We start from the raw sequence: 26572 nt of genomic DNA on the forward strand, positions 1-26572 counted from the left end.
AAGACAGGGTGACGGGAGCCGCACTGCATGAACTGGATTACCAACTACGTCCGTCCCCGGATCAATTCGATCTTTTCGCGGCGCGAAATCCCCGAAAACCTTTGGGTGAAATGCGACGATTGCGGCACAATGCTGTTCCACCGCGAAATGTCGGACAACCTCAATGTGTGCGACACCTGCGGACATCACATGCAGATCACCCCACGGGAACGCTTTCATTTCTTGTTTGACGGCGGCATCTTTAACGAAGTCGATGTTCCCGAACCGGTCGCCGATCCGTTGCAGTTTCGGGATCAGAAAAAATACCCAGACCGGATGAAAGCCGCCCAAAAGGCAAGCGCCGAAAAAGAAGCCATGCTGGTGGCCACGGGTGATATCGGTCGCACACCTGTCGTGGTGGCCGCGCAGGACTTTAGCTTTATGGCCGGGTCGATGGGGATGTATGTGGGCAACGCCATCATTGCCGCCGCCGAAAAAGCGGTCGAACTCAAGCGCCCGCTGATCCTGTTTTCGGCGGCGGGTGGTGCACGTATGCAAGAGGGCATTCTCAGCCTGATGCAAATGCCGCGCACCACCGTTGCGGTGCAACTGCTCAAGGAAGCGGGTCTGCCCTATATTGTGGTGCTGACCCATCCCACGACAGGCGGCGTGACCGCGTCTTATGCGATGTTGGGCGATGTGCAGATCGCGGAACCCGGTGCATTGATCTGTTTTGCCGGACCGCGTGTGATCGAACAAACCATCCGCGAAAAGCTACCCGAAGGCTTCCAGCGCGCGGAATATCTGTTGGAACACGGCATGCTTGACCGGGTCACGGATCGTCGCAAACTGCGCGAGGAACTGGTTCAGATTGTCCGGATGCTGATGCATCTGCCACCGCCCATCGCCGGGGATCTGCCTCCTCCCGGCCCGTCTGATATGGCACCGCAGCCTGCCAAGACGGAAGAAACATCGTGACACAACCGATCGGGTCGGATGTCATCCTCGATCGGATGATGGCGCTTCATCCCAAAATCATCGACCTCACACTGGACCGGGTCTGGGACTTGCTGGCGGCGCTGGACAATCCGCAGAAAAAGCTTCCGCCGGTGATCCACATCGCAGGCACCAATGGCAAAGGGTCAACACAAGCGATGATCCGCGCCGGGCTTGAAGCGGCGGGAAAATCCGTCCACGCCTACACGTCGCCCCATCTGGCCCGGTTTCACGAACGTATCCGACTGGCCGGCGATCTGATCACGGAACAGCATCTGACGCAGGTTCTGGATGACTGTTACACCGCCAATGACGGTGCCAATATTACGTATTTCGAAATCACCACCTGCGCCGCGCTGTTGGCCTTCGCGCGCACCCCGGCAGATTTCACCTTGCTCGAAGTCGGGCTTGGCGGGCGTTTGGATGCAACCAATGTGATTGACCAACCGGCGCTGACAATCATCACACCGGTGTCGATGGACCATGAACAGTTTCTTGGTGACACGCTTGCCAAAATCGCGGGCGAAAAGGCCGGGATCATCAAGCGCGGCGTGCCCTGTATTGTCGGGCCTCAGCACCCCGACGCGCTGGACGTGATCGAGGACAAGGCCGCACGGCTTGGCGCGCCGCTTTTGGCGTTTGGCCAACACTGGCACATCGGCGAGGATCGCGGACGTCTTGTGTATCAGGACGACACCGGGCTTCTGGATCTGGATCTGCCCAACCTTCCCGGAGCCCACCAGATTGAAAACGCCGGTATGGCGCTGGCGGCGTTGCGGCACCTTGGCATGCCCGAACGTGCGTTTGACGGGGCGGTACAGAACGCAGACTGGCCCGCGCGCATGCAGCGGCTCAGCGAAACACGGCTGAATGATCTTGCCCCGCAAATCGACCTTTGGCTTGATGGGGGGCATAACCCGGCAGCGGGAGCTGCTCTTGCCGCGCATCTGAAATCCCTGCCCAAGCGCGACACGCATTTGATTTGCGGCATGCTGAACACCAAGGATGTTGGCGGGTATCTGGCCCCCCTTTCCAATGTCTCAGACAGCCTGACCGCCGTTTCGATTCCCGGCGAAACCAACACGCTTAGCGCCGACGACACGGCCACCGCCGCGCGGGCCATGGGTCTGACCGCCAAGACCGCCGCCAACGTGGAAACCGCCCTTGCCGACATCGCCGTCGATGCCCCCAAGGCGCGCGTCCTGATCTGCGGATCTTTGTATCTCGCGGGTCACGTCTTGCGCAGCCTCAGCTGATCTATTGGCGAAAATACGCTTTATATTGACGAATTCGCGGATTTCCGCCTATATATCGTGAAAAAGAGCGGTGTCCGCGCAGGCGTGACCAATAGGTGAACAGATGGTACCAGTATTTCGCGCAGTCGCGTTGACTGTGGCTTTCATGGCGAGTCCGGTTGCGGCGCAATCATCAGCCATCACCGAAACGACAACCACTTTTACTTTCAATCTGAATGGCACCGAAATGACGGTGTCCCGCACAGGCCTGTCTTGCCCGTCCTCCTGTATCCAGCCGATGCAAGCGGCGCTGGGTGTGACCACGCTGGCAGAACTTGAAGTCATCGCCTTCTTGCAGGAGGCCGTGGGCAGTGGCACCGGCCTGCTTGTCGATGTCCGGATGCCAGACAGGTTTTCATCCGGATCATTGCCCGGGTCGGTCAACGTGCCTGTTGCAACCTTTCAACCGTCAAACCCCTATCGCGACGACCTGTTGTCGGCTTTGGGTGTCACCAACCTGGCCACAACGCCGGATTTCAGCAACGCCTTTTCGCTTGTGATTTTCGCCAACGGTCCCGACGACACAGGCGCGGTGGACGCGATCAACAGCTTGTTGGACGCCGGATATCCTGCCGGCAAAATCAACTACTACAGAGGCGGCGCATCCAGCTGGACCACGCTTGGCCTGAACCTTTCGGTGGGACAATGACAACAGCACCCAAACAAAACGGTCTGATCCGCATGGTTCTGATGGCAATCGCCTTTATCGGGCTGACGATCGTGCTTGTTGTCTTCCAGCCGGGCTCGCCCCGACATGCCGACACTGACGCCCCACCCCCTGAAGCCACCGTCACCCGAGTGGCTCCATCGCTGGAAACCATAAACGCGGCGGCAGAGCAGAGTGCACCGCCAGAGCAGACCAGTGTCGCCCTACCGCAAGCCCCCAAGCGCGCGGTCTCTGAGACGGCACAGCCCGGCTCGCTACGCGATATGACCTTTGTCGCGATCTCGAACCTGAAATCCGCAACCACCGGCGAAGCCCCCGCCCCGGGGGAACCCGGCAGCCTGTTGCACAGCGTTGTTCAGCGCAGCATCGCAGCACCGGTTTCAACCACCCCAGCGCCGCTGTCACCCACGCCTGAACCTATGCAAACAACAGCCGCCGAAACAGGGCTTGCCGACACCTATCTGGTGCAACCCGGCGACACGCTGGTCAGCATCGCACGAACAATCTATGGCGACGTGAACATGGCCTCGGCACTGTTTACCGCGAACACAGACGTGATGGCACGGCCCGACGGGCTTCGCCCTGGAATGGTGCTGAACCTTCCAGCCCCCTAATACCCACCAGATTTAGACATCACGTCCATTTGTGGGAAATATTGCTCAAATCTCAGCTAAATGTTGACCGGTACGAATCAGTATGTCAAAACGAATCAATACTTCGCGATATCCGATTACAGGACGCGAAACGGGGGATACAAAAGGCGCATAAGCGGCCACGCAGGCATCCGGATCAAGCTGAAAAACAGCAATTCGGAAGATGGTCAAAAGCAACGCTCGATCAAGACCTCCAAGACGACCCAACCTCCGGCGCACCCTCGCGCCACAGACGTAAGGCATAGCAAGGACCTGAACACAGGCGAAATGTATCGAGCAGTCCTAGAGGTCCCTAAGGGGCCTCTTTTTTTTGTTTAACTGTCGCCCCAGCCTTCGGCTTGCATTTCGCGTAACCGACTTGCCGTGCGTTCAAATTCAAACGTGCCTGCGCCCTCGACATAAAGCATTTCCGGCTGCGCGGCCGCTGATGCAATCACCCGAACGCGCGCTTCGTATAGCGCGTCAATCAACGTCACAAAGCGCCGGGCTTCGTTAAAGTTTGAACGGCTCAGGCGTGGTATGTCCTCGATGATCAAAACACGCACCGCATCCGCCAAAGCAAGGTAATCCGCAGGGCCAAGCATCTTGCCGCACAGGTCATAGAATTTGGCCCGCGCCACACCGTTGTGAAACCGGGGCAATTCAAGCTCCCGACCTTGCACAAACAACGTCAGGCTTTCCTGATGCCCATCGGTCAGCTCTTGCCAGATACGGTCAATTTCGGCTTTCGCGGCGGCATCGCTTGGCGTGAAATAAACCTGCGCGCCCGTCAGCTGACCCTGGCGGTAATCGGTGGGCGACGCCAGCTCGAACATAACCATATTGTCTTTGAGCATGTCGATAAACGGCAGAAATATCTGGCGGTTCAGACCATCTTTATAAAGGTCATCCGGTACCCGATTGGATGTGGTGACAACAACGACACCGGCGGCGAACAATTGCTCGAACAGCCGACCGACAATCATCGCATCCGTGATATCGGTGATCTGCATCTCGTCAAAGGCCAGCACGCGCACGGCGTCCGATACGGATTTGGCCACGGGTTTGATCGGGTCTTCCACCCCCCGCTGCCGGGCGGCATGGATCAAGGCGTGGCTCTCTTGCATGAAAGCATGAAAATGAACCCGGCGCGCCGGAACGCTCAGGCTTTCGACGAAAAGATCCATCAGCATCGACTTACCACGTCCGACACCACCCCAGATATACAGACCCTTCGGAGGCTCGGGCGCTTTGCGGAAAAGTGATTTTTTGACCGGCTCTGCCAGTGCCGCGCGAATGCGCTCGAACTCGGGCAAGGCTGCTTCTTGCGCCGGATCGCGGGTCAATGTGCCCTCCGCGACACGCGTCTCGTAAATCTCGGGTAACGCGGTCATGCCTGCCGGTTGCTATATGTTCTGAACATCGAAGGTGGCCTTACTCGACCGCGCGGATCAACTTGCGCTCCAGCACGCGCAGAACCGTCTTCAGATCATGCCCCCGCTTCAACACGTGCCCATCAATATTGATCACCGCGTATTGACCCTGTCGATTGCGCAGCTTGGGGCGTTTTTCGATCCGGTAAAGCGGGTTTTCCGCGGTCCGGCGAAACACCGAAAAGACCGCAACATCACGCAATGTCGAAATTCCGTAATCGCGCCACTCTCCGGCGGCCACCATACGCCCGTAAAGCGACAGGATAACGCTCAATTCAGTCCGGTGAAACGCCACTTGCTCGGGCGCGCGGGAGGATGTCGGAAACGGGGTCAAACTATTCATGTCTCATGATGTGTATAGCGTTGGCGGTAAATCAAGCGTTTTAGCACGGCGCGGGAACGGGTGTGGGAAATCGGTTCGCTTCGTCCCTGTCCTTTTGCTCATCAAACCGTGCCGCAACAGCCCTGCCTTTGTGGCACGGCTCTGTGCCAAATGGGCCTGCTACGCGAACTCGCCCTGACAGAACCAACCAGACGACATCGCCGCACCATGCGCATAAAAAAGCCAAAGACGCTGCCCCGTCTTGGTGATCACCTGCCAATAATCCCGTTGTCCACTGCGCCAGTTGGGATCATCCAGCCACCATTCCGGCGCAATCCGCTCTGGCCCCGAAAGGCCGGCAATTTCGTGGATGCGGCCCCGCCAGCGAAACCTGTCCGGAAGTCGTGGCGCATCAGGCGCTGTCACAGGCTCGGGCCGCCAGATCAGCACGGGCCGGCGCCGCCCACGATCCGGCCAGTCATCACCCGGCTTTGACCATGCCGCCGCCAGCGTCACAAAGGTCTTTTCCGGGATGTGGCTGTCTGCCGGATGCACACGGGTGATCGCCTCCATACCCAGACGCGCGCCCAACCGGCCGACAAGGTCTTCCAGGGCATTGCCCGCCTCCAGACGCGCACGAACGGCGGCCGCAGCTTCAAGATGCCCTGCCTTGGTGCGCAAATGCAGCGGCTCATGCACCACCGCCTCAAGCCGCAGCATGTCGATCCCGAACCCGGCATCCAGATCTTCGACCTTCATCCTCAGAAGCGGACGAATGCGATCCACCTCGTCAGATGGTTTGGCCAGAGTCACGTTCATCCATTGCATCGTGCTGTCACTGCGATACGCCTCAAGCCTGAGCGTCCTGGCCCCCCGGCCCTTGGTGCGCAGCGACGCGCACAATCGCGGCAACATCCGATCCAATGCCGCCATCACATCATCTTCCAGCCCAATCGGGTCAGGCAGGCTGAGACGGGTCGCAAACCGACCCGGTGGCACCGCAGGGCTGACAGGTTCCGGCAAAGCCCCTATCGCCTGATCCAGACGCGCCACCAAACCGCGCCCAAAGCGCCGCACCAAACCCGCCCGAGGCTGACGCATCACATCCTGCACCCGCCGCAGGCCAAGGCGGGACAACTCGGCGCTGGTGTGCGCCTCCAGCCGCAGCGCCGCAATCGGCAGCGGTGCCAAAGCATCATAGGTCTGTCCCGGTGCCGCAATACGCAACCTGCCCTGCGCCGCAGGCAGAAACACCGCCGGAGCCGCGCCACCGCGTTCCCAATGCCGCCGCTTGCCTGCCCGAGACCGCGTCGCGCGGGCCTCTTGGTCAATCGCATCTCCGGTCCGGTTGTGATCGTCCGCACCCTGCTGACCACCGAACCGGGCCAACGCCCACGCGCCTCCCAGCGTATCCGCAATGCCCAGTTGCACCGACACTCCAAGCTGTGCGCACTCGTCCTCGATCAGCTGCGCCAACGATGCCTCGCCGCCGAACAGATGGCTGCAACCGGTCAGGTCCAGCACCAAAGCATCTGTGCCTTCCCGCGCCACCCAGGGGGAAAATTTACCAGCCCAGCGGTGCAGCCCGCCCAGAAAGGCCGCTTCGGCATGGGGGTTGGACAACCGCGTCAAAAGATCCGCGCACATTGCATGGGCATCGCGCAACGGTTGCCCTTCATAAAGTCCCGCCGCTTGCGCCAGACCCGACAAAGACGCCAACACCTGCGCCTGGCCCACATCCTTGACCACGGCAAAAGGCACTTCTGCCAGATTGGGGTCCCGGCGCATATGCCGTTCGGCGGCCAGCCGGGGAAACCAGATGGACAGGATACGTCTGTTGGGCATGACACTCGGCAGCAAATGTTCTATTTTTGTTCTTTATATTTCAGAACCGCGCCGAGTCGAGTCACTCTGCCTTGGATCGCCCGGATAAAACAGGGTTTGGATCATCCACACCAGATGCGGACAACCTCATCATTTTCATCCAGAGTGAAATTCACCCGTGCCGCATTGTAATCCATCGTCATGACTGAACCCTCTGGAAGAATCCGATGCGGTTGTGAAAACGCAATGTTTTCAAGTTGTGACCGCTGGATACCCCTCAAATGGGACATGTCTTCACTGCCACAGGATTCAGGTTGTTTCTCGGCAACAATCGTTTCCTGACAGGCAACCAGCCCCAGACAAGCACAAAAAAATAAAATAAAGCGCATGATGACCCCTCAATTGAATGGGCCAATGCTTGCAAAGCTGATGCTTTCCCGCAAGAGTCTTTCCAACATGACGATCAGGAGACATGACATGAGAACACGCGCTGCAGTTGCCGTACAAGCCGGAAAACCCCTTGAAATCATGGAGGTTAACCTTGACGGCCCCCGTGCCGGAGAGGTCCTGGTTGAAATTAAGGCAACAGGCATTTGTCACACCGATGAATTCACGTTGTCCGGCGCAGATCCCGAAGGCATGTTTCCTGCCATTCTTGGCCACGAAGGCGCGGGCGTGGTGCTTGAAGTCGGCGAAGGTGTCACCAGCCTCAAACCGGGCGACCACGTCATCCCGCTTTACACGCCGGAATGCCGCGAATGTGAATATTGCCTGCATCCCAAGACCAATCTGTGTCAGTCGATCCGCGAAACACAAGGCAAGGGTGTGATGCCGGACGGCACATCCCGGTTCAGCACGCTCGATGGAGATCCGATCCTTCACTACATGGGCTGTTCGACCTTTTCCAACCACACGGTTCTGCCCGAAATCGCTTTGGCCAAGATCCGCAAAGATGCGCCGTTCGACAAGGTCTGCTATATCGGTTGCGGTGTGACGACCGGCGTGGGCGCGGTGATCAACACCGCCAAAGTCGAGATTGGCTCTCGGGCGATTGTGTTCGGTCTTGGCGGCATCGGTCTGAACGTGATCCAGGGATTGCGTCTGGCGGGGGCCGATCAAATCGTGGGCGTCGATCTGAATCCGGACAAGGTTGAAATGGCAACCCGGTTTGGCATGACGGATTTTGTGAACCCCAAAGAGGTCGAGGGCGATCTGGTCCCGTATCTCGTGAACCTCACCAAAGGCGGCGCGGATTACACCTTTGACGCAACAGGCAACGTTCAGGTCATGCGCGACGCTCTGGAATCCGCCCATAAGGGATGGGGCGAAAGCATCGTGATCGGTGTGGCCCCTGCCGGTGCAGAAATCAGCACACGTCCGTTCCAACTGGTCACAGGCCGGTCCTGGCGCGGAACCGCGTTCGGCGGCGCGCGCGGGCGCACGGATGTTCCGAAAATCGTCGATTGGTACATGGATGGGAAAATCGAAATCGACCCGATGATCACCCACACCATGCCACTCGAAGACATTAATAAAGGCTTTGACCTAATGCATGCTGGGGAAAGCATTCGGTCTGTGGTACTATATTAAGGCGAACTAAGCACAGGCCGTCGGCGAGGGCGGCCTGCAAAAATTGGGTGATTGTGTGTTTGATCGTAATCGGTGTTATGGCGCTGCCCTTTGGGCGGGGCCTAGCTGTGCCTTGAAAACCAAGGACAAAAGACCGGTTTCGGGGCTGGCATTCCCATGATGTCATTCGACTTACCCCACCCGGTCCGGGCCACAGACGACGCGGGACACGGTCAGGATCACCATCCGAGAAACGGCGATCTGCTGGTGCTTGCCGAAGACGTGATCGACCGCCTGTCACATATCGCCGAGCACAGTTCGCTTGTCCCGCACGGTCTGGAGGTCGAAGGCTTCTGTATCGCCTTGCTCGAACCTTCGGCAGAAGAAGCAAAACTGATCCTTCTGCGCGCCCGTGAAAACGGGGCCACATATCACGATCTGTGCATCAACCACATCGGCACAGCCGCCCGTCTGCTTGGTGATTGGTGGGACCACGACATCGTCACCTTTCAGGAATTGACGGTTGCAGCCGGGCGCTTGCTTCATTTCCTGCGGGATCTGCGCGATATTCTTCCCGAAAGCCCTTATCGCAATGAACGTCATATCCTGATCGCAACCGCACCGAACGAGCAGCACACCATCGGGGCTACGATTGCAACGGACCTGCTTCGACAGAAGGGATGGGAGGTTGATTTACAGATCGGCCGCAGCGAAGAAGACATCTGCCGCATGGCCCATCGCGGGGCCTATCCCATTGTTGCGATATCAGCCTCGGGGCCCAGACGGCTTTCTGATCTGACGCGCACAGTGGTCGGCTTGCGGATTGCGGCACCTCGGGCGCGGATTTTCGTCAGCGGCCATATCGTTGAAACAAATCCCGATATTGCGCAAAAGGTCGGTGCCGATATCTCTGCCACGGATTACGATAGCGGATACAAGGCCTTGGAACAGTTGGCGAAAAGCCTTCAGGTCGTGGTGCCGTTTCGCGCCTGACAGGTCCGCTTAATCCGGGTACCAATAAGCGATTGTATACCGTCGCAAACAGACAGGGTTGTTTAAAATAGTCAGCCGTGCATACTCAGCCCTGCGAGGGGTTCAGACCATAGCGTCAGGAGCCCATTATGTTTCCGGTGAATATACCCAAAGCACCCCGGTCGATCGACGATGATGGCCACGGCCAGGATCGAAGCCTGACGGACGACAATTTATTGGAACTGGCTCAGGAAGTGATCCAGCGCCTGTCGGCGCTATCACGTCAGGATGCATCGTATGTTCCCGTCGACGTCGAGGGGTTCTGCATCGCTTTGATGGAGCCGATGTCGCAAGAAGCCAAGCTCATGCTTTTGCGCGCTCATGACGCCGGAATGAGCCATCAAGACCTGTGTGTCAGCTATATCGCAGCCGCCGCACGTCAGCTGGGCGAATGGTGGAACGATGATGTCGTCTCGTTTGGCGAAATGTCCATTGCCGCGGGACGCATGCTGAACTTTCTGCGCGATCTGCGCGATCTGTCACCCCCCGTCAAACAACGCGGCAGCCGCGAAGCCATGTTTACAACGGTGCCGGGCGAACAGCACATTCTGGGCGTGACCATGGCCACGGATCTGATGCGGGGCCAAGGGTGGAAAATCGATCTGAAAATCGGCGAAACCATAGAGTCTTTGTGCAAGGCGGCGCGCGACCAGAATTACATGATCATCGGTATCTCTGCCACAAACGCAGAACGCCTCCGTACGCTGACCGCAACAATCCTGGAACTGCGCCTTGCCGCCCCGCAGGCGCGCATTTTCATCGGCGGCCATGTTGTCGATGTTGAACCGGACATCGCCGCACATACAGGGGCTGATGCCGCAGCCAGCGGCATGGACCACTGTATCGAGACATTGGAACAGCTATATCTTGGCCTGCAAGCCGAACCAGACTGACCTACACAGCCCTTGTGAAAATTCAACTGTGGGAATTCAAATAGACGGCGCGACGCTCTGGTGCATCGCCACCTAACACCCATAACGTGCAAGAAACGTCTCGACCGCGCCGGTGATGACGCGCTCTTTCTCCTCGGGTGCGACAGATTGGATAATCCCGAACACCAGCTTCGGCCATAAATCCGCCTTGCACAATTCGGCGAACTGGTCTGCCGCAAGGTCAAAATCCACGATGTTCAGTTCTTTGCGATCAACCGCACCCTGCAAGTAATCAACCATCGCCGCGCGCATGATCATTGGTCCTGAATGGTAAAACTCCTGCCCCAGTTGCGGAAACCGGTCGGATTCAGCCACACAGATCCGAAAGATACGCTGCCCCATATCCGAATAGATGAACCCCAGAAATTGATGCGCCACCAGCGTCAGCACCTCGCGCGGGGGTTTGGTCGGGTCGATCTGGTCAATCGACGTTTTCGCCTGCCGTTCGCATTGCGCGGTAGCAACCTCCATGAAAAGCAGGCGTTTGTCGGGGAAATAACTATATAACGTGGCTTTGGACACGCCGGCGGCCCGGGCAATATCATCCACGCTGGCACCTTCAAACCCATCGCGCAAAAACACCTCGCGTGCGCCTTCGACCACTTGGTCAAATTTCCGGCCCCGCGTGATTTGCGCATCTGTTGTTGTCACCCAATCCTCCCCGCGACACTGATCTTAAAGCTAAACCGCTCGGTTCACTTAATCAACGCATTCCGGTCATGGCATAGGAAAAACCCGGGCGCACACGCCCGGGCCATTGATCACATCAGATCACTCAAACAGCCGTCAGCCCTTTGAGAATTCAGGGTAGGCCTCCATGCCCAACTCGGCCAGGTCCAGACCGTTGATCTCTTCTTCCTCGCTCACCCGGATGCCAAAGGTCGATTTGAGGATGGTCCACAGGATCATCGCCCCGACAAAGGTAAACGCGCCATAGGCCGCAATACCAACCAACTGGGTCGTAAGGCTGGCCTCGCCATAAAAGATCACCGCAATCGTGCCCCAGATACCCGCGAACAGGTGAACCGGGATTGCGCCGACAACATCGTCGATCCTGAGCTTATCCAGAAACGGAACCGCAAAGACCACGATCAGCCCGCCCACGGCACCAATCCAAAGCGCGCCGAACAATGTCGGGGCAAGGGGTTCGGCGGTGATGGACACCAGACCCGCCAACGCACCGTTCAGCACAAAGGTCAGATCGACTTTCTTGTAAAGCACTTGCGTCATGATCAATGCGGCACTTGCACCGGCGGCGGCCGCCATGTTGGTGTTGGCAAAGATCCGGCTCACATCAGACACATCCCCAACGGTGCCCATGGCAAGCTGCGATCCGCCGTTAAAGCCAAACCACCCCAGCCACAGGATAAATGTGCCCAAAGTCGCAAGCGCAAGGTTGGACCCCGGGATCGGAGTGACCTTGCCGTCTTTATACTTGCCAATGCGCGGCCCAAGCACGATCACCCCAGCCAAAGCCGCCCAGCCGCCAACAGAATGAACAACGGTCGATCCTGCAAAGTCGGAAAAGCCCATCTCTGACAACCATCCGCCGCCCCACTGCCAGGACCCGGAAATCGGGTACAGTACCCCCGTCAGCAGCACCACAAACGCAAGAAACGGCCACAGCTTAATGCGCTCTGCCACCGCGCCGGACACGATCGAGGCCGTAGCCGCGACAAACACCAACTGGAAAAAGAAATCAGAACCGACAGAGGCATAGCCCAGATCGGCATCGGCCGCAGCAACCCCAACCGGGTCAAGCACGGTTTGGCTGAAGAACGGACCAACCCAACCGCCAATGATCCAGCTGTCGCCGGGATACATCAGGTTAAAGCCGATCAACCAATACATAATCGCGGCAAAGGAAAACAGCGCGATGTTCTTGGTCAATTGCATGGCCACGTTTTTCGATCGCACCAGTCCCGCCTCAAGCATGGCAAAACCGGCAGCCATGAAGAAAACCAGAAATCCGGCCATCAGGAACAGCAACGTGGTCAGGATATAGGGCCCGACCTCGTCCATCGTCGGCGCGGCGGTCTCTTGCGCCATGCCCATCATCGGAAATGCGCACAACGCCGCAGCGGGCAAAAGTGTCTTGTGTAGTGTCATTGGTTTGTTTCCCCTAATCTTTGTCACCGCGCCGATGTCAAAGCGCGTCCCCATTGGTTTCGCCGGTGCGCACGCGAATGGCCTGCTGCGCCTCAAGCACGAAAATCTTGCCGTCTCCGATTTTGCCGGTCCGGGCTGTTTTGGTGATGGTCTCGACAACCTGGTCGGCCATCTCAGTGGCAACCGCGAGTTCGAGCTTTACTTTCGGAACAAAATTCACCGCGTATTCCGCGCCGCGATAGATCTCTGTATGGCCCGATTGCGCCCCGAAGCCTTTGATTTCGGTAACCATCATGCCGCGCACACCAATGTCGGTAAGCGCCTCGCGGACCTCTTCAAGCTTGAATGGCTTGATCGTTGCTATGATGAACTTCACACTGGTTCCTTTCTCATGCAGATCGATCTTCTTGCATCTGCAGAAAACGGCGCGGAACCGGGTCAATGAAAGGCAAGAGCCTGTGCGCAACGCGAGACAGCATAGAAAATTGCACAAATTTTGCACAATTCTTGATGTTTGGTTACTTTTTGCGCAGATAAAAAACGGGTATGGCGCTCAGACACTGGTGCACATCTGCGGGGAAACCCACTAAATTAACCCAAAAGAGCAGCAACACAGGCGGTCGGTATGGCTGATTCACGACGCGGCAAAGGCCGACTGGTAGCGGATCGTCGTTATCCCAAGAAACCTGCGAAAAAGCCAAAGCCCCGCAAGGCGGCTCCGGTCAAACGCAAGGCGACCCGGGCCAAAGCACCGCGGCGCGGCGTGGTGGGCTTTTTGGGGCGCATTGTCGGCTGGATCTTCCGCTTTTTCTTTCGGCTCTTTGTCAGAGCGGGCATTGTCGTTGCGCTGATCCTCGGCTTGTTTGTCGGATACACCTACACAACCCTGCCCGACGTCTCTGCCGCCTCTGACGGGCGCGCCCGCGGATCGGTGCAGCTGCGCGATCGCGATGGCGTGGCCTTTGCCTGGCGCGGTGACCAGTTTGGTGGAATTGTCAGCGCCGATACCGTGTCGCCCCACCTGAAAAACGCGGTGGTCGCGACAGAAGACAAACGCTTTTATCGGCACTTTGGCATCTCGCCGCGTGGCGTTGCCTCGGCGGTTCGCATCAACCTCTCCGAAGGCCGTGGCCCCCTGTCCGGGCACGGCGGATCAACAATCACCCAGCAAACAGCAAAGCTACTGTGTCTGGGTGTCGCGTATGATCCGAACAAATGGAAAAGCGAATCCGAATATGTGGCTGATTGCCGGCGCGGGTCGCTGTCTCGCAAAATCAAAGAGGCCGTGTACGCGCTGGCGATGGAGGTGAAATACACCAAGGATGAAATCCTCTCGATCTATCTGAACCGCGCCTATATGGGCGGCGGTGCCTATGGGGCGGCAGCGGCGTCAGAGCGGTATTTCTCAAAACCGGCTGCGGCCTTGACCCCACAGGAAGGCGCCATGATAGCCGGGTTGCTGACCGCACCGTCCAGCCTTGCGCCGACATCCAACCTTGAACGATCCCAGGCGCGCGCGGCAACCGTGCTGCGGCTGATGAACGAACAGGGCTACCTGAGCGATGAACAGACCCGCGCAGCACAGGCCAATCCCGCCACCTTGTCCCAAAAGGCACAATCCCAGACGGGCGGGTATTTCGCGGATTGGGTGATGCAATCCGGCCCCGACTTTTTCACCCGGGACACAACCGAAGATGTGATCATTTCAACAACACTCGACCAGCGCATTCAGAAATCCATCGAGGATGCGGTCAAAGCGATTTTCACAACCAAAGTGCGCGAAGGCTCCAAGGCGCAAACCGCCGTGGTTGTGATGTCCGCCGACGGCGCGGTGCGCGGCATGGTGGGCGGGCGAAAAACCAATGTCGCCGGTGTCTTCAATCGCGCGACACAGGCCAAGCGCCAAACCGGTTCGGCGTTCAAACCGTTTGTCTACGCCACGGCGCTTGAACTGGGGTATAGCCCATATGATACGGTGCTGGACGAAAAATTCTGCATGTCTATCCCCGGATCGGGGCAATGGTGCCCGGAAAACTATTCACGCAGCTTTTCCGGCTCTGTGACGCTTGTCGATGCACTGGCGCGCAGTCTGAACGTGCCTGCGGTCAAAGTGTCAGAATCCGTTGGCCGTGATCTCGTGCGGAAGGTGTCCGAGGATTTCGGCATCGACAGCAACCTGACAGACACGCCCGCGCTGGCGCTTGGTGCGTCCGAAGCGTCATTGCTGGAAATGACCGGCGCGTTTGCAGGTATTCTAAACGGCGGATCATCGGTCACCCCATACGGTCTGCGCGAATTGCGTTTGAAAGGCGACGATCAACCCACCATGGGCGCAGGCGGCGGCATTGGCGAGCGGGTGATCAACGAACAGGCCGCGCGGCAACTGATCTGGATGATGGAAAAGGTCGTCTCGCAAGGAACGGGCAGCCGCGCCCAATTGCCAGACCGCGAGGCGGCGGGCAAAACCGGCACGACACAAGCCGCGCGCGATGCATGGTTCATCGGCTTTACCGCCGATTACGTGGCCGGTGTCTGGATGGGTTACGATGACAACACACCCTTGACCGGTGTGACCGGCGGCGGGCTTCCTGCGGAAATTTGGCGCGAAACCATGGTCCGCGTGCATCAGGGCCTGCCGGTGCGCCCTTTGCCGATGATTGTACCAGAGCCACCGCGTCAGGTGGTCCAACCGCAACAACCCCGGCAACAACAGACGCCCCAGCCCGGCACCGGCAACGCGCTTGAAAATGCGCTGAACCAATTGCTGCGCGATATTCTTGGCGGGAACTAGGACAGCCCTTCCCATTTCCGTCACCGCGCAATAGCGTCCGGCCCAGAATACAGGGGAGACATCCATGACAAATGCAATCGACACCCGCCTTGCCGATCTGGGACTGAACCTGCCGGATGCGCCTGCACCGGCTGCCAATTATGTGCCTTTCGTGCGAACCGGCAACCAGATCTACATTTCCGGGCAATTGCCGACCGGGCCAGACGGTCTGATCACCGGAAAGCTGGGGCAGGATCTGGATGTAGAGGCCGGTGCAGAGGCCGCGAAATTCTGTGCGCTGGCCTTGCTCGCACAGGCCCGCAAAGCGGCTGATGGCGATCTGGGTCGGGTGCGTTTGGTGAAACTCGTGGGGTTCGTGAACTCGACCGCCGATTTTGCCGATCAGCCCAAAGTCATCAACGGCGCATCGGATCTCATGGTTGCGGTATTGGGCGATAACGGACGCCACGCGCGCTCGGCGGTGTCTGCGGCCTCGTTGCCCTTTGGTGTCGCGGTTGAAATCGAAGGCATCTTTGAAATCTCATGACCAGATTGGGCCCGGCCTTTTTTGATCGGCCAATCGCACACCGCGGCTACCATGACAAAGCCGAAGGGTGCATCGAAAACAGCCCCTCGGCGTTCGCAGCGGCAATCAAGGCCGGGTACGGGATCGAGCTTGATGTGCAACTGTCCCGCGACGGCGTGCCGATGGTGTTTCACGACACACTTTTGAACCGGCTGACAGATCAAACCGGGCCGGTGCGGGATCGCGATGCACAGACGCTGCAAGGTATCACGCTCAGGGATGCCACAGACACCATTCCGACGCTGACAGAGGTTCTGGCCCAGATTGATGGGGCGGTGCCGGTGTTGATCGAATTGAAAGACCAGCATGGCGAGATGGGGATCACCGATGGCGTTCTGGAAGCCGCCACAGCGCAGGCATTGGACGGCTATACCGGTGATGTTGCGCTGATGTCTTTCAATCCCAATATGATTGCGCCGCTGCAACAGCTTTGCCCGCAGATTCCACGCGGTTTGATCAGTTCGGCCTGGCGCAAGATAGACGAGCCGGATGTCCCGGTCGCAACACGCGCGCGGCTGGCGGCGATTCCGGATTTTGACACGGTCGGCGCGGAATTCCTCAGCCATGACGTGACCAACCTCGATGCGCCGCGTGTCGAACAGCTTAAATCGCAAGGAATACCAATCTTTTGCTGGACCGTCCGCAGCCGCCAACAGGAACATCAGGCCCGCAAGGTGGCTGACAATATCACCTTTGAAGGCTACGCTGCTTGATCCGGGCAGAACGCGACCCAAGTACCAAGGCGTAACCAAGGAACGGCCATGTCGGACCCAGCGGAAAACGCAGCAACACTCGCCATCACCATGCACAGCTCTGTCGCACAGATCGCGGCAGAAGACTGGGATGCGTGCGCCTGTCCCGAGGTCGCCGATGGCGGGCGGGCCTATGATCCGTTCACCACACATCGCTTTCTCAAAGCGTTCGAAGACAGCGGATCTGTCGGGCCGGGCACAGGGTGGGACCCGCGCTATCTGACCGCGGAACTGAACGGTCAGGTGATCGCCTGCGCCCCGCTTTACGCCAAAAGCCATAGCCAGGGTGAATATATCTTTGACCACAACTGGGCACATGCCTGGGAACGCGCGGGCGGACGGTATTACCCGAAACTTCAGATCGCGGTGCCGTTCACGCCCGCCACGGGCCGCCGTTTTTTAACCCGTCCCGGCTACGAAACCGAAGGCCTAAGTGCCTTGATTCAGGGCGCAATCCAAGTTGCGGCTGACAATGATCTGTCGTCACTACACATCACATTCTGCACCGAGGCCGAGGCGATTGCCGGACAACAGGTCGGCCTTTTGCGCCGCCGCACCCAACAATACCACTGGGAAAATCGCGACTATGATAGCTTTGACGCCTTCCTGAACGCGCTAAGTTCGCGCAAACGCAAAACCATCCGCAAGGAACGCCAGCGGGCACATGACTTTGGCGGCCACATTCATCAATTCACCGGCGATCAAATCACCGCCGCGCATTGGGATGCGTTCTGGGATTTTTATCAGGACACCGGGGCCCGAAAATGGGGAACGCCCTATCTCACACGCAAGTTTTTTGACATCGCGCACGAGCGGCTGCGCGATGACATTCTGTTGGTGATGGCCGAACGCGATGGCCGCTGGGTTGCAGGAGCGTTGAACGTGATCGGGCGCGACACGCTTTTCGGGCGCTATTGGGGATGCACCGAGGATCACCCCTGCCTGCATTTTGAACTGTGCTACTATCAGGCCATGGACTATGCCATCGCCAATGGGCAATCGCGGGTCGAGGCCGGCGCGCAGGGCGAACACAAACTGTCGCGCGGATATCTGCCGGTTGTAACTCATTCCTTGCATTGGATCGGCGATCCCGGTTTCTCTGAAGCCGTGGCGCGGTATCTGGAGGCCGAGGCAGACGCGGTTGGACAGGATATCGAAGTGCTGACCCAATACGGACCATTCCGCAAAGGCGATATCGAGGATCACGAATGACTGAATTACTTTCCGACACCGCGCGCAAAACCGTTCTGGACCCGCTGCTTGAAACCGGGTGGGTTCTTGACGAGGAGCGCGACGCGATTTCCAAAACCTTCAAGTTTAAGGACTTTACCGAAGCCTTTGGATGGATGACACGCGCCGCCATGTGGGCGGAAAAGTGGAATCACCATCCCGAATGGTTCAATGTCTACAACCGCGTCGACGTGGTTCTAACCACACATGATGTTGACGGCCTGTCTGCGCTGGATGCCAAGCTGGCGCGCAAGCTCGACAGCCTGTAGGCGCGCATCACAAGGCCGGTCTTTTTGACTTGCTTTGCCGTTCCCATCGCTGCCGGGTTCGCCTAACGTCCGCACAATGCTGCGATATGTTTTCAAACGACTGATCTCTCTTGCGCTGAGCCTTCTGGTGGCGTCGATTGTGATTTTTGTCGTGGTCGAAGTGGCACCCGGCGATCCGGCAAGCTTTATGCTGGGGATCAACGCCCAGCCTGATACCGTTGCCGCCTTGCGCACCGAGCTGGGGCTGGATCAATCCAAAATCGACCGATATCTAAGCTGGGTCGGCGGCATGCTTCGCGGTGATTTTGGTACGTCCTACACCTATCGCACGCCGATCAGCCAAATGATCGCAGACCGTCTTTGGGTGTCGCTCCCGCTTGCGCTTTATGCGCTGACATTGTCCACGCTCATTGCTTTTCCCGCCGGTATTTTCGCCGCCGCGCGCCGTGGCGGGATCGGGGATCTGAGCGTCACAGGTGCTACCCAATTGGGCGTTGCCATCCCGAATTTCTGGTTCGCGATGATGCTGGTGCTGATCTTTGCCATCAACCTGCGCTGGTTCAGTGCCGGCGGGTTTCCCGGCTGGGACACAGGCTTCTGGGCTGGGATAAAGGCGCTGACACTTCCGGCCATCGCGCTGGCCTTGCCGCAAGCCGCGATTCTGACGCGGGTGATGCGGTCCTCTTTGCTGGACATTCTGAGCGAAGACTTCATTCGCACGGCACGCGCCAAAGGTCTGTCGGCGCGTAAGGCCTTGTGGCGGCACGGCGTGCGCAATGCGCTGATCCCGGTGCTGACCATCATCGGCCTGCAATTCGCGTTCCTGCTGGCCGGAGCCATCATCATCGAACAAGTGTTTTTCCTGCCAGGTCTGGGGCGTTTGATTTTTCAGGCCATCACCCAGCGCGATCTGATCGTTGTGGAATCGGTGGTCATGCTTTTGGTCTTTGCCGTGATCATGGTGAATTTTCTGGTCGATCTGGCCTATGCTGCGGCCGATCCACGGCTGAGGTCCAGATCATGAGCCGCAATCTGATCATCGGTGGACTGCTTAGCGCATTGTTTGTCTGTGCGGCCCTTCTGTCGTTTGTCTGGACGCCGGACAGCGTAGAAACGATGGATATCACAAACCGTCTCAAACTGCCCGGTGCAGACCATCTTCTGGGCACGGATCACTTTGGCCGGGACATCCTGTCGATGCTGATGGTGGGCGCGCGCACGTCTATTGCCGTCGCTTTGGTGGCGGTCGGTATCGGAATGGGGCTTGGGGTGCCCTTGGGGCTTGCCGCAGCCGCGCGCAGTGGAGGATTGCTTGACGAAACGATCATGCGCATGAATGATCTCATCTTTGCCTTTCCATCCTTGGTGATTGCCATCCTGATCACCGCGATTTTCGGGCCCAGCGCCACCAATGCGATCATTGCCATCGGTATTTTCAACATCCCGGTCTTTGCGCGCATCACGCGAGGGGCGGCGCTCAGCCTGTGGAAACGGGAATTCATCATGGCCGCCCGCGTTGCGGGCAAAACGCGCACCCGGATCAGCGCAGAGCATATCCTGCCAAACGTGGCCAACCTGCTGATTGTGCAGGGCACGATCCAGTTCAGCCTTGGCATCCTTGCCGAAGCCGGTCTGAGCTATGTGGGCCTTGGCGCGCAGCCGCCGATCCCCAGCTGGGGCCGCATGTTGGCAGACGCGCAAACCATGGTGTCACTGGCCCCGCATGTGGCCCTGATCCCCGGCCTGACCATCATCGCGATGGTGCTTGGGCTGAACCTGCTGGGAGACGGGCTCAGAGACGTGCTGGACCCCCGGCTTAGAGTGGTGCGCGCATGAGCTTGCTGGATATTCGGAACCTGTCGCTGTCGATCCACAACAAACCCATCCTGCAAAACCTGTCATTGTCGATCAAGCCCGGCCAAATCGCCGCGCTGACCGGCGAAAGTGGGTCAGGCAAATCCATGACCGCCTTCGCAACCATCGGTTTGTTGCCCAAAGGCACAAACACGCAGGGCGCAATTGTTTTTGACGGGATCGACCTGACGCAGCAACCAGAGGCAAAGCTCTGCGATCTGCGCGGACGCGAGATTGGCATGGTGTTTCAGGAACCGATGACCGCCCTTAATCCGGTGCAGACCATTGGCGCACAGGTGATGGAAACCATCCTGATCCACCGGGCCATGCCGCGCCGGATGGCACAGGACCGCACGCGCGAGGTTCTTGCCCGTGTGGGCTTGCCGCCAGAAGATGTCCCGCTTGGCAGGTATCCCCACGAACTCAGCGGCGGGCAGCGCCAGCGTGTGGTGATCGCCATGGCCATCGCCCTGCGCCCGCGCCTGCTGATCGCGGATGAACCGACCACGGCGCTGGATGTCACCACGCAGGCGCAAATCCTTGATCTGTTGAAAGGTCTTGTTGTTGAACAAAACATGGCGATGATGATGATCACACATGATCTGGCCGTCGTCAGTGATATGGCCGACACGCTGCATGTCATGCGCTCTGGCCAGATCGTGGAAAGCGGTCCGACCGCGCGTGTCCTGCACGAGATGCGCCATCCCTATACGCGCCACCTGTTCGAAGCGTCCCGCCATCGCGCCAACCTTGGCCAGAGCACCGCGACAGGCGGTCTGTTGTCCGTCAAAAACGTGAGCCGCGACTATCCTCTTCCGCGCTCATCCCTTTTTGGCCCACGTCCGATGTTCCGCGCGGTGAATGATGTGAGCTTTGACATCCAGCGCGGGGAACGCGTTGGTCTGGTTGGCGAATCCGGATGCGGGAAGTCAACACTGACCCGCGCCATCCTGGGTCTTGAGCCGGTTCAACAGGGCAAGATTACGCTGGAGGATGATCCCGTCTGGCAGGATGGACGGCCTGACCTGACCGTGCGCCGCAAAATGCAGGTCGTCTTTCAGGACCCCTATGGCAGCTTCAATCCCCGCCATCGCGTGTCCCGATTGATCACAGAGCCGTTCCATCTTTTGGACACGCCCCCCAAAGGCGCAGACCGCGATGCCGCAATCGCAGATGCGCTGACCGCTGTCGGTTTGAACCCGGGCGATGCCGATAAACACATCCACGCCTTTTCGGGTGGTCAGCGTCAACGCATCGCCATCGCGCGCGCCTTGATCATCCGGCCCGAATTGATCGTGTTTGACGAAGCGGTCTCGGCCCTTGATGTCCGTGTGCGGGCCCAAATCCTCGATCTCATGGCCGATCTAAGCCGGGACTATGGCCTGACCTACCTGTTCATAAGCCACGATCTGAGCGTCGTGCGATCCATCACAGACCGCGTTATGGTCATGCGCGCCGGTCAAATTGTCGAAGATCGTCCAACCGAAGCCCTGTTCAATGCTCCCAACCATCCCTACACCCGCACCTTGATAGATGCCGCCCCTAAGTTACCAACAGTTTCAGAGGCCCAATATGCTGCCCACCCTGCCCTTTGACCCCAGCCATGTCCTGATAAATGGCACCTGGCGTGCCACCGCGGCCACGCTTCCGCTCATCAATCCGTCCGATGGCACAACCCTCTGCCAGATTGCCAACAGCACAGCAGACGATGTCGATGCCGCCGTGACCGCAGCGCACCGCGCGCGCGAGGGCGATTGGGGCAGGATGACCGCGCTTGATCGCGGGCGCTGTCTGACCCGTCTTGGGCAACATGTGCTTGACCACGTCGACCTGCTTGCAAAGCTAGAGGCGCTGGATGTCGGCAAACCGCTGGCGCAGGCGCGGGCGGATGCCATTGCGCTGGCCCGGTATTGCGAATTTTACGGGGGTGCGGCGGATAAGGTGCATGGCGAAACCATCCCCTATCTTGACGGCTATACCGTTTACACGCTGCGCGAACCGCACGGTGTCACCGGCCATATCGTGCCCTGGAACTACCCGATGCAAATCATTGGCCGGTCGGTGGGGGCAGCTCTTGCCATGGGCAATGCCTGCGTGCTGAAACCGGCCGAGGATGCCTGCCTCACGGCATTGATGTTTGCGCATCTGGCACAGAAAGCAGGGTTTCCCGATGGCGCTCTGAACGTGGTGCCGGGCCTGGGTGCGCAAGCCGGAGACGCGCTAGCGCGTCATCCCGGCATTCACCACCTGAGCTTTACCGGTTCGGTGCAAACCGGTCAGGCCGTACAACAGGCCGCCGGGGAAAATGTCGTGCCAGTGACGCTCGAACTGGGCGGAAAATCCCCGCAAATCGTGTTTGACGATGCCGATCTGGATCAGGCGCTGCCGTTTTTGGTGAATGCGGGCTTGCAAAATGCCGGCCAAACTTGCTCAGCCGCGTCACGTATTCTGGTCCAGAGCGCAGTCTTTGATGATGTTGCGTCGCGCATGGCAGAGGCCTATCGCGCCAAGGTCATTGGCCCGGCCACCGAAAACCCCGATATCGGCCCGCTTATTTCCCGCAAACAAAAAGACCGCGTCACGGCATTTCTGGAGGCGGCGGGCACAACACCACTTTTGGCGGAAACACCGCTTCCGGATACGCTGCCGGAACAAGGCGCATATGTGCAGCCAAAGCTGTTTGGCCCGATCGCCCCGGATCACAGCCTGGCCCAGGATGAAATATTCGGACCGGTGCAGGTGCTCATCCCTTTTGACACCGAAGCCGATGCCGTCAGGATCGCCAATGGCACCGCCTACGGGTTGGTTGCCGGTGTGTGGACACAAAACGGAGCCCGCCAGATGCGTTTGGCCAAAGCGTTGCGCTGCGGGCAGGTCTTTATCAACAATTACGGAGCTGGAGGCGGTGTCGAACTTCCGTTTGGCGGGATCGGAAAATCCGGACATGGCCGCGAAAAAGGGTTCGAGGCGCTTTATGGTTTCTCGACGCTCAAAACCGTGGCCGCACGACACGGGTAGCTCCAGGCACACACACTGCACAATTTGACTGCGAAAACAGGAGGCCGCAGATATGAGGCTCAAAGACAAAACCGCCATCGTGACCGGTGCCGCATCCGGTTTCGGCGAAGGCATCGCCCGCAAATTCGCTAACGAGGGCGCAACGGTGATGGTGGTCGATCTGAACATATCGGCGGCCGAGGCGATTGCGACCGAAATCGGCGGCCACGCCGTAATGGCGGATGTCTCGAAGGCAGATCAGGTGGCAAGCATGATCGAAACGGCGATCAAGACGCTGGGGCATGTTGATATTCTGGTCAACAACGCCGGCATCACACATTTGCCAACACCGCTTGAAGATGTCAGCGAAGACGAATTTGACCGGGTCTTTGCCGTGAATTGCAAATCCGTCTACCTGACGGCCCGTGACATTGTTCCGCATTTCAAAACGCGCGGAACAGGGGCGATCCTGAATATTGCGTCAACCGCCGGTGTCTCGCCGCGCCCGAGGCTCAATTGGTATAATGCCTCAAAGGGCTGGATGATCACTGCAACCCGCGCCATGGCGGTGGAACTTGCCCCGGAAGGCATCCGCGTCAACGCATTGAACCCGGTGGCAGGTGAAACCCCTCTGCTCAAAAGTTTCATGGGCGAAGACACACCCGAAACCCGCGCCAAGTTTCTGTCGACAATTCCGCTTGGACGCTTTTCAACACCCGAGGATCTTGGCAATGCCGCCGCCTTCCTGTGCTCGCAAGAGGCCAGTATGCTGACCGGGGTATGTATGGAAGTCGATGGAGGCCGTTGCATTTGACCCTCTCTTCTTTTGAAAAATATGCCGGGGAGTTTGAGGGGCTGGCCCCTCAATGTTTCGGCCCGACAGCCTGCGCTTGGTCATGACGCCCGGACCCCGCAACCAGATCACCGATGTTGCCGGGATCAAGGTCGGCAATGCCCAGGACGAGGCCCTGAAATCCGGAACCACGGTGATACTGGCCGAAGATGGCCCCATGACCACCAGCTATGCCGTCATGGGTGGAGCGCCCGGCACGCGGGACACCGATCTGCTGGAGCCCGACAAAACCGTTCCCGGCGTAGACGCGCTTGTCTTGTCCGGCGGGTCTGCGTTTGGCCTGGCCGCGGCCCAAGGGGTGATGGATGTCCTGGCGCAGCAGGGGCGCGGATTTCAGATTCACAGCGCGCGGGTGCCCATCGTGCCTGCCGCGATTCTGTTCGATCTGCTCAATAACGGTGACAAAACATGGCAGGCCAACCCCTATCCCGCGCTGGGGCGGCAGGCGGTTCTGAACGCGGACCGGGAGTTCAAGATCGGCACGGCGGGTGCGGGAACCGGTGCCACCGATGCGCAACATAAAGGCGGGCTGGGATCGGCCTCTTTGGTGCTGCCAGACGGCACCACCATCGCAGCTTTGGTTGCGGTAAACGCGCTTGGCAGCGCCACGACACCTTCGGGAAAACATTTCTGGGCCGCACCTTTTGAAATCGGAAACGAATTTGGCGGTTTGGGACCGGACCCGCAGCACGGGCTGCAACCGCTTTTGCCAAGCCGGAAAGCCGCCGCAATGGCGCAGCACGGCAATACCACCATCGGCTGTGTGGCAACCGATGCAAAGCTGGACAAGGCCGCGTGCAAGCGATTGGCGACCGCCGCCCATGACGGCTTTGCCCGCGCCTTGGTTCCGGCGCACAGCCCTTATGACGGGGACCTCATTTTTGCCTGCAGCACCGCGCGGCGCGATCCGCCTTCGGATGAGGTGCTGCCGATTTTGGGGCATTTCGCGGCCGTCTGCATGGCCCGCGCCATTGCCCGTGCGATTTGGGAAGCCACCCCGCAAGAGAACGATGCGCTTCCGACATTCCGATCAGTGATAGGCAGGTAGACCGGGCAACGGGGGCACCGAACCATCCGGCCCTTACCGCAAGAGCGGCGGCTTGGCCGGGTCACTTCCCGGTGCAGCCCGTTCGACAGGTGTGACCTGCGCAGGTTCGGGCAAATCAAAGCGCAACCCGACGCGCGCCAGCTGTGCGGTGACAGGATCGCTGTCGCGCAGAAAGACCACGTCCAATGCGGCGGCTTCCAGCCCGGAAAACACCAGCGCCTCCTGAATGGCCTGCGCAAGCGCCGGTTCGGCACCGGGCAGGGTTCCGGTAAAGCCGATCAAATGCCCGCGCACACCGGTGTCGTACAGAACCTCGGCCAGATATCCCCTCCGAGCCAAGCCGGTTGTGACGCGCAATTTGACGTCAATCGCCTCAAGCAGCCCATCCGGCAGCCCCTTCGGCGCATTGAATTGTTCTGGCCGCGCTTCGGCCTCGGCCGGGCTTTGCGATACGGTGTTGGCCAGCCAATCCACCGCCTCGTCGGGCAACAGGATCGACGATGGCGCGACGTCTGCGTTGAGGGCGATGCCAATCCCCTGCCCCGCAAGCATTCCCACGACAGAGCGCCCCGACAGCGCCGCATAGGGCACCGCCCGTCCGGCAAACGCGCTGAGCCGGTCCTCGGTGTCGAACACCAGAACATATCGCGCATCGCCCACATCAAACAATTCAGGCTCTGCCTGATCGCCCTCTGCCTCGCGGGCCAATAACAGGAACAGTTCGGCCTCGACCAGACGGTCGAAAAAGCGCAAGCGCCCGGCACTGTTTTCCGGATCGGCCTCCATTGCGGCATGGGCCTGATCAATCGGCGTGGGTGCGGTCATGCAAGGACCTCCTGAACGCGGTTTCGAAGAACCGGCAACAGCTCCTCCTCAAACCAGGGGTGTTTCTTGAGCCAAGCGGTATTGCGCCAGCTGGGATGCGGCAAGGGAATAAGGTCTGGCCCATAGGTCCGCCACTGGCGCACCACGTCGGTCACGCTGGTTTTGGTGCCCAGATGATACTTTTGCGCATAACCCCCGATCACCAGTTTCAACGGGGCCGGCCCGACATGGGTCAACACCTCGTCATGCCAGGTCTGCCGACAGATCGCCGGTGGGGGCAGGTCAGATCCCGCTGCGTTGTATCCGGGGAAACAAAACCCCATTGGCACAATGGCCACCTTGGTCTGATCATAGAAGGCGGAGCGATCTAGCCCGAGCCACGCGCGCAGCCGGTCGCCGGACGGATCATCAAAGGGGATGCGGCTTTGATGCGCGCGCATGCCCGGAGCCTGGCTGCAAATCAGCAGACGCGCCCGGGGGCGGAACCAGACCACCGGTTTTGGTCGATGTCGCGTTGCGGTCGCGGCAAAGCGGTCGGCGCAGAGGGTACATTCCGAAAGGCGGCTATGCAGTGTCATAGTGGGCGATGTAGGCGCAA

At 59.1% G+C, this 26572-nt stretch carries 27 protein-coding genes; 18 read left to right on the forward strand and 9 right to left on the reverse strand.

The annotated features are described in order from the left end of the window. The first annotated feature begins 27 nt into the window (after nt 1-27). The 4 genes from accD to ACG74X_RS01695 all read left to right on the forward strand — a co-directional run bounded on the left by accD (nt 28) and on the right by ACG74X_RS01695 (nt 3551). Nucleotides 28-957 carry an acetyl-CoA carboxylase, carboxyltransferase subunit beta gene (gene accD, locus ACG74X_RS01680; protein WP_411232274.1) on the forward strand — a complete coding sequence of 310 codons (930 nt, stop codon included), beginning with the start codon at nt 28-30 and terminating at the stop codon, nt 955-957. A 35-nt stretch (nt 958-992) separates the two neighbouring features. Beyond that, nucleotides 993-2231 (forward strand): bifunctional folylpolyglutamate synthase/dihydrofolate synthase, encoded by a 1239-nt coding sequence (locus ACG74X_RS01685; RefSeq protein WP_411232872.1) that lies wholly within the window; start codon nt 993-995, stop codon nt 2229-2231. 103 nt (nt 2232-2334) lie between these two features. Next, entirely contained in the window at nt 2335-2919 is a 585-nt protein-coding gene (locus ACG74X_RS01690) for a rhodanese-like domain-containing protein (RefSeq protein WP_411232275.1), read from the forward strand. Next, nucleotides 2916-3551: a LysM peptidoglycan-binding domain-containing protein gene (locus ACG74X_RS01695; RefSeq protein WP_411232277.1), complete on the forward strand. Its 636-nt coding sequence runs from the start codon at nt 2916-2918 to the stop codon at nt 3549-3551. The genes ACG74X_RS01690 and ACG74X_RS01695 overlap by 4 nt, the downstream gene beginning before the upstream one ends. Nucleotides 3552-3904: 353 nt before the next feature. On the opposite strand, the gene zapE is transcribed toward ACG74X_RS01695, so the two are convergent. The 4 genes from zapE to ACG74X_RS01715 form a co-directional block, all read right to left on the reverse strand. After that, a complete protein-coding gene (gene zapE, locus ACG74X_RS01700) occupies nt 3905-4963 on the reverse strand; it encodes a cell division protein ZapE (protein WP_411232278.1) in 1059 nt (352 codons plus the stop codon). Between the two features lie 40 nt (nt 4964-5003). Next, the gene (locus ACG74X_RS01705) at nt 5004-5345 is read right to left on the reverse strand and encodes a DUF2794 domain-containing protein (RefSeq protein WP_411232280.1); all 342 of its coding nucleotides are present in this window, start codon (nt 5343-5345) and stop codon (nt 5004-5006) included. 159 nt (nt 5346-5504) lie between these two features. After that, entirely contained in the window at nt 5505-7169 is a 1665-nt protein-coding gene (locus ACG74X_RS01710) for a DUF6504 family protein (protein WP_411232281.1), read from the reverse strand. A 101-nt stretch (nt 7170-7270) separates the two neighbouring features. Beyond that, nucleotides 7271-7537, reverse strand: coding sequence for an I78 family peptidase inhibitor (locus ACG74X_RS01715; protein WP_411232282.1), 267 nt, complete (start codon nt 7535-7537; stop codon nt 7271-7273). Nucleotides 7538-7625: 88 nt separating this feature from the next. Between ACG74X_RS01715 and ACG74X_RS01720 the strand changes: the two genes are divergently transcribed. The 3 genes from ACG74X_RS01720 (at nt 7626) to ACG74X_RS01730 (ending at nt 10642) form a co-directional block, all read left to right on the forward strand. Next, nucleotides 7626-8738 carry an S-(hydroxymethyl)glutathione dehydrogenase/class III alcohol dehydrogenase gene (locus tag ACG74X_RS01720; RefSeq protein ID WP_411232284.1) on the forward strand — a complete coding sequence of 371 codons (1113 nt, stop codon included), beginning with the start codon at nt 7626-7628 and terminating at the stop codon, nt 8736-8738. Nucleotides 8739-8894: 156 nt separating this feature from the next. Continuing rightward, nucleotides 8895-9710 carry a B12-binding domain-containing protein gene (locus tag ACG74X_RS01725; protein ID WP_411232285.1) on the forward strand — a complete coding sequence of 272 codons (816 nt, stop codon included), beginning with the start codon at nt 8895-8897 and terminating at the stop codon, nt 9708-9710. Between the two features lie 128 nt (nt 9711-9838). Then, complete coding sequence (locus ACG74X_RS01730; protein WP_411232286.1) at nt 9839-10642, forward strand: B12-binding domain-containing protein; 804 nt, start codon at nt 9839-9841, stop codon at nt 10640-10642. A 72-nt stretch (nt 10643-10714) separates the two neighbouring features. Here ACG74X_RS01730 and ACG74X_RS01735 read toward each other — a convergent pair whose 3' ends face one another. From ACG74X_RS01735 to ACG74X_RS01745, 3 genes are all read right to left on the reverse strand, one after another. Beyond that, entirely contained in the window at nt 10715-11332 is a 618-nt protein-coding gene (locus tag ACG74X_RS01735) for a TetR/AcrR family transcriptional regulator (RefSeq protein ID WP_411232287.1), read from the reverse strand. 135 nt (nt 11333-11467) lie between these two features. After that, a complete protein-coding gene (locus tag ACG74X_RS01740) occupies nt 11468-12790 on the reverse strand; it encodes an ammonium transporter (protein ID WP_411232289.1) in 1323 nt (440 codons plus the stop codon). 37 nt (nt 12791-12827) lie between these two features. Next, entirely contained in the window at nt 12828-13166 is a 339-nt protein-coding gene (locus ACG74X_RS01745) for a P-II family nitrogen regulator (protein WP_411232291.1), read from the reverse strand. 249 nt (nt 13167-13415) lie between these two features. Between ACG74X_RS01745 and ACG74X_RS01750 the strand changes: the two genes are divergently transcribed. From ACG74X_RS01750 to ACG74X_RS01800, 11 genes are all read left to right on the forward strand, one after another. Further along, nucleotides 13416-15581 (forward strand): transglycosylase domain-containing protein, encoded by a 2166-nt coding sequence (locus ACG74X_RS01750; protein WP_411232292.1) that lies wholly within the window; start codon nt 13416-13418, stop codon nt 15579-15581. A gap of 64 nt (nt 15582-15645) precedes the next feature. Beyond that, complete coding sequence (locus ACG74X_RS01755) at nt 15646-16107, forward strand: RidA family protein (RefSeq protein ID WP_411232293.1); 462 nt, start codon at nt 15646-15648, stop codon at nt 16105-16107. Continuing rightward, nucleotides 16104-16859: a glycerophosphodiester phosphodiesterase family protein gene (locus tag ACG74X_RS01760; RefSeq protein WP_411232295.1), complete on the forward strand. Its 756-nt coding sequence runs from the start codon at nt 16104-16106 to the stop codon at nt 16857-16859. Before ACG74X_RS01755 ends, ACG74X_RS01760 begins: the two co-directional genes overlap by 4 nt. A gap of 48 nt (nt 16860-16907) precedes the next feature. After that, a complete protein-coding gene (locus ACG74X_RS01765) occupies nt 16908-18110 on the forward strand; it encodes a GNAT family N-acetyltransferase (RefSeq protein WP_411232296.1) in 1203 nt (400 codons plus the stop codon). Then, on the forward strand, nt 18107-18397 hold the full coding sequence (locus ACG74X_RS01770) for a 4a-hydroxytetrahydrobiopterin dehydratase (RefSeq protein WP_411232297.1): 291 nt from the start codon (nt 18107-18109) through the stop codon (nt 18395-18397). The genes ACG74X_RS01765 and ACG74X_RS01770 overlap by 4 nt, the downstream gene beginning before the upstream one ends. Nucleotides 18398-18473: 76 nt before the next feature. Continuing rightward, nucleotides 18474-19421 carry an ABC transporter permease gene (locus tag ACG74X_RS01775; protein WP_411232299.1) on the forward strand — a complete coding sequence of 316 codons (948 nt, stop codon included), beginning with the start codon at nt 18474-18476 and terminating at the stop codon, nt 19419-19421. Beyond that, complete coding sequence (locus tag ACG74X_RS01780; protein ID WP_411232300.1) at nt 19418-20233, forward strand: ABC transporter permease; 816 nt, start codon at nt 19418-19420, stop codon at nt 20231-20233. The genes ACG74X_RS01775 and ACG74X_RS01780 overlap by 4 nt, the downstream gene beginning before the upstream one ends. After that, nucleotides 20230-21846, forward strand: coding sequence for an ABC transporter ATP-binding protein (locus ACG74X_RS01785; RefSeq protein ID WP_411232301.1), 1617 nt, complete (start codon nt 20230-20232; stop codon nt 21844-21846). The genes ACG74X_RS01780 and ACG74X_RS01785 overlap by 4 nt, the downstream gene beginning before the upstream one ends. Then, complete coding sequence (locus ACG74X_RS01790; protein WP_411232303.1) at nt 21824-23269, forward strand: aldehyde dehydrogenase family protein; 1446 nt, start codon at nt 21824-21826, stop codon at nt 23267-23269. The genes ACG74X_RS01785 and ACG74X_RS01790 overlap by 23 nt, the downstream gene beginning before the upstream one ends. Nucleotides 23270-23321: 52 nt before the next feature. Continuing rightward, complete coding sequence (locus ACG74X_RS01795; RefSeq protein WP_411232304.1) at nt 23322-24062, forward strand: SDR family oxidoreductase; 741 nt, start codon at nt 23322-23324, stop codon at nt 24060-24062. Between the two features lie 82 nt (nt 24063-24144). Next, entirely contained in the window at nt 24145-25149 is a 1005-nt protein-coding gene (locus ACG74X_RS01800; protein WP_411232305.1) for a P1 family peptidase, read from the forward strand. Between the two features lie 33 nt (nt 25150-25182). Here ACG74X_RS01800 and ACG74X_RS01805 read toward each other — a convergent pair whose 3' ends face one another. Then, nucleotides 25183-25974, reverse strand: coding sequence for an SseB family protein (locus ACG74X_RS01805; protein ID WP_411232307.1), 792 nt, complete (start codon nt 25972-25974; stop codon nt 25183-25185). Continuing rightward, on the reverse strand, nt 25971-26552 hold the full coding sequence (locus ACG74X_RS01810) for a uracil-DNA glycosylase family protein (protein WP_411232308.1): 582 nt from the start codon (nt 26550-26552) through the stop codon (nt 25971-25973). Before ACG74X_RS01810 ends, ACG74X_RS01805 begins: the two co-directional genes overlap by 4 nt. Between the last annotated feature and the right edge of the window lie 20 nt (nt 26553-26572).

The organism is Marivita sp. S0852 (assembly GCF_046591575.1).
Classification (GTDB): domain Bacteria; phylum Pseudomonadota; class Alphaproteobacteria; order Rhodobacterales; family Rhodobacteraceae; genus Marivita.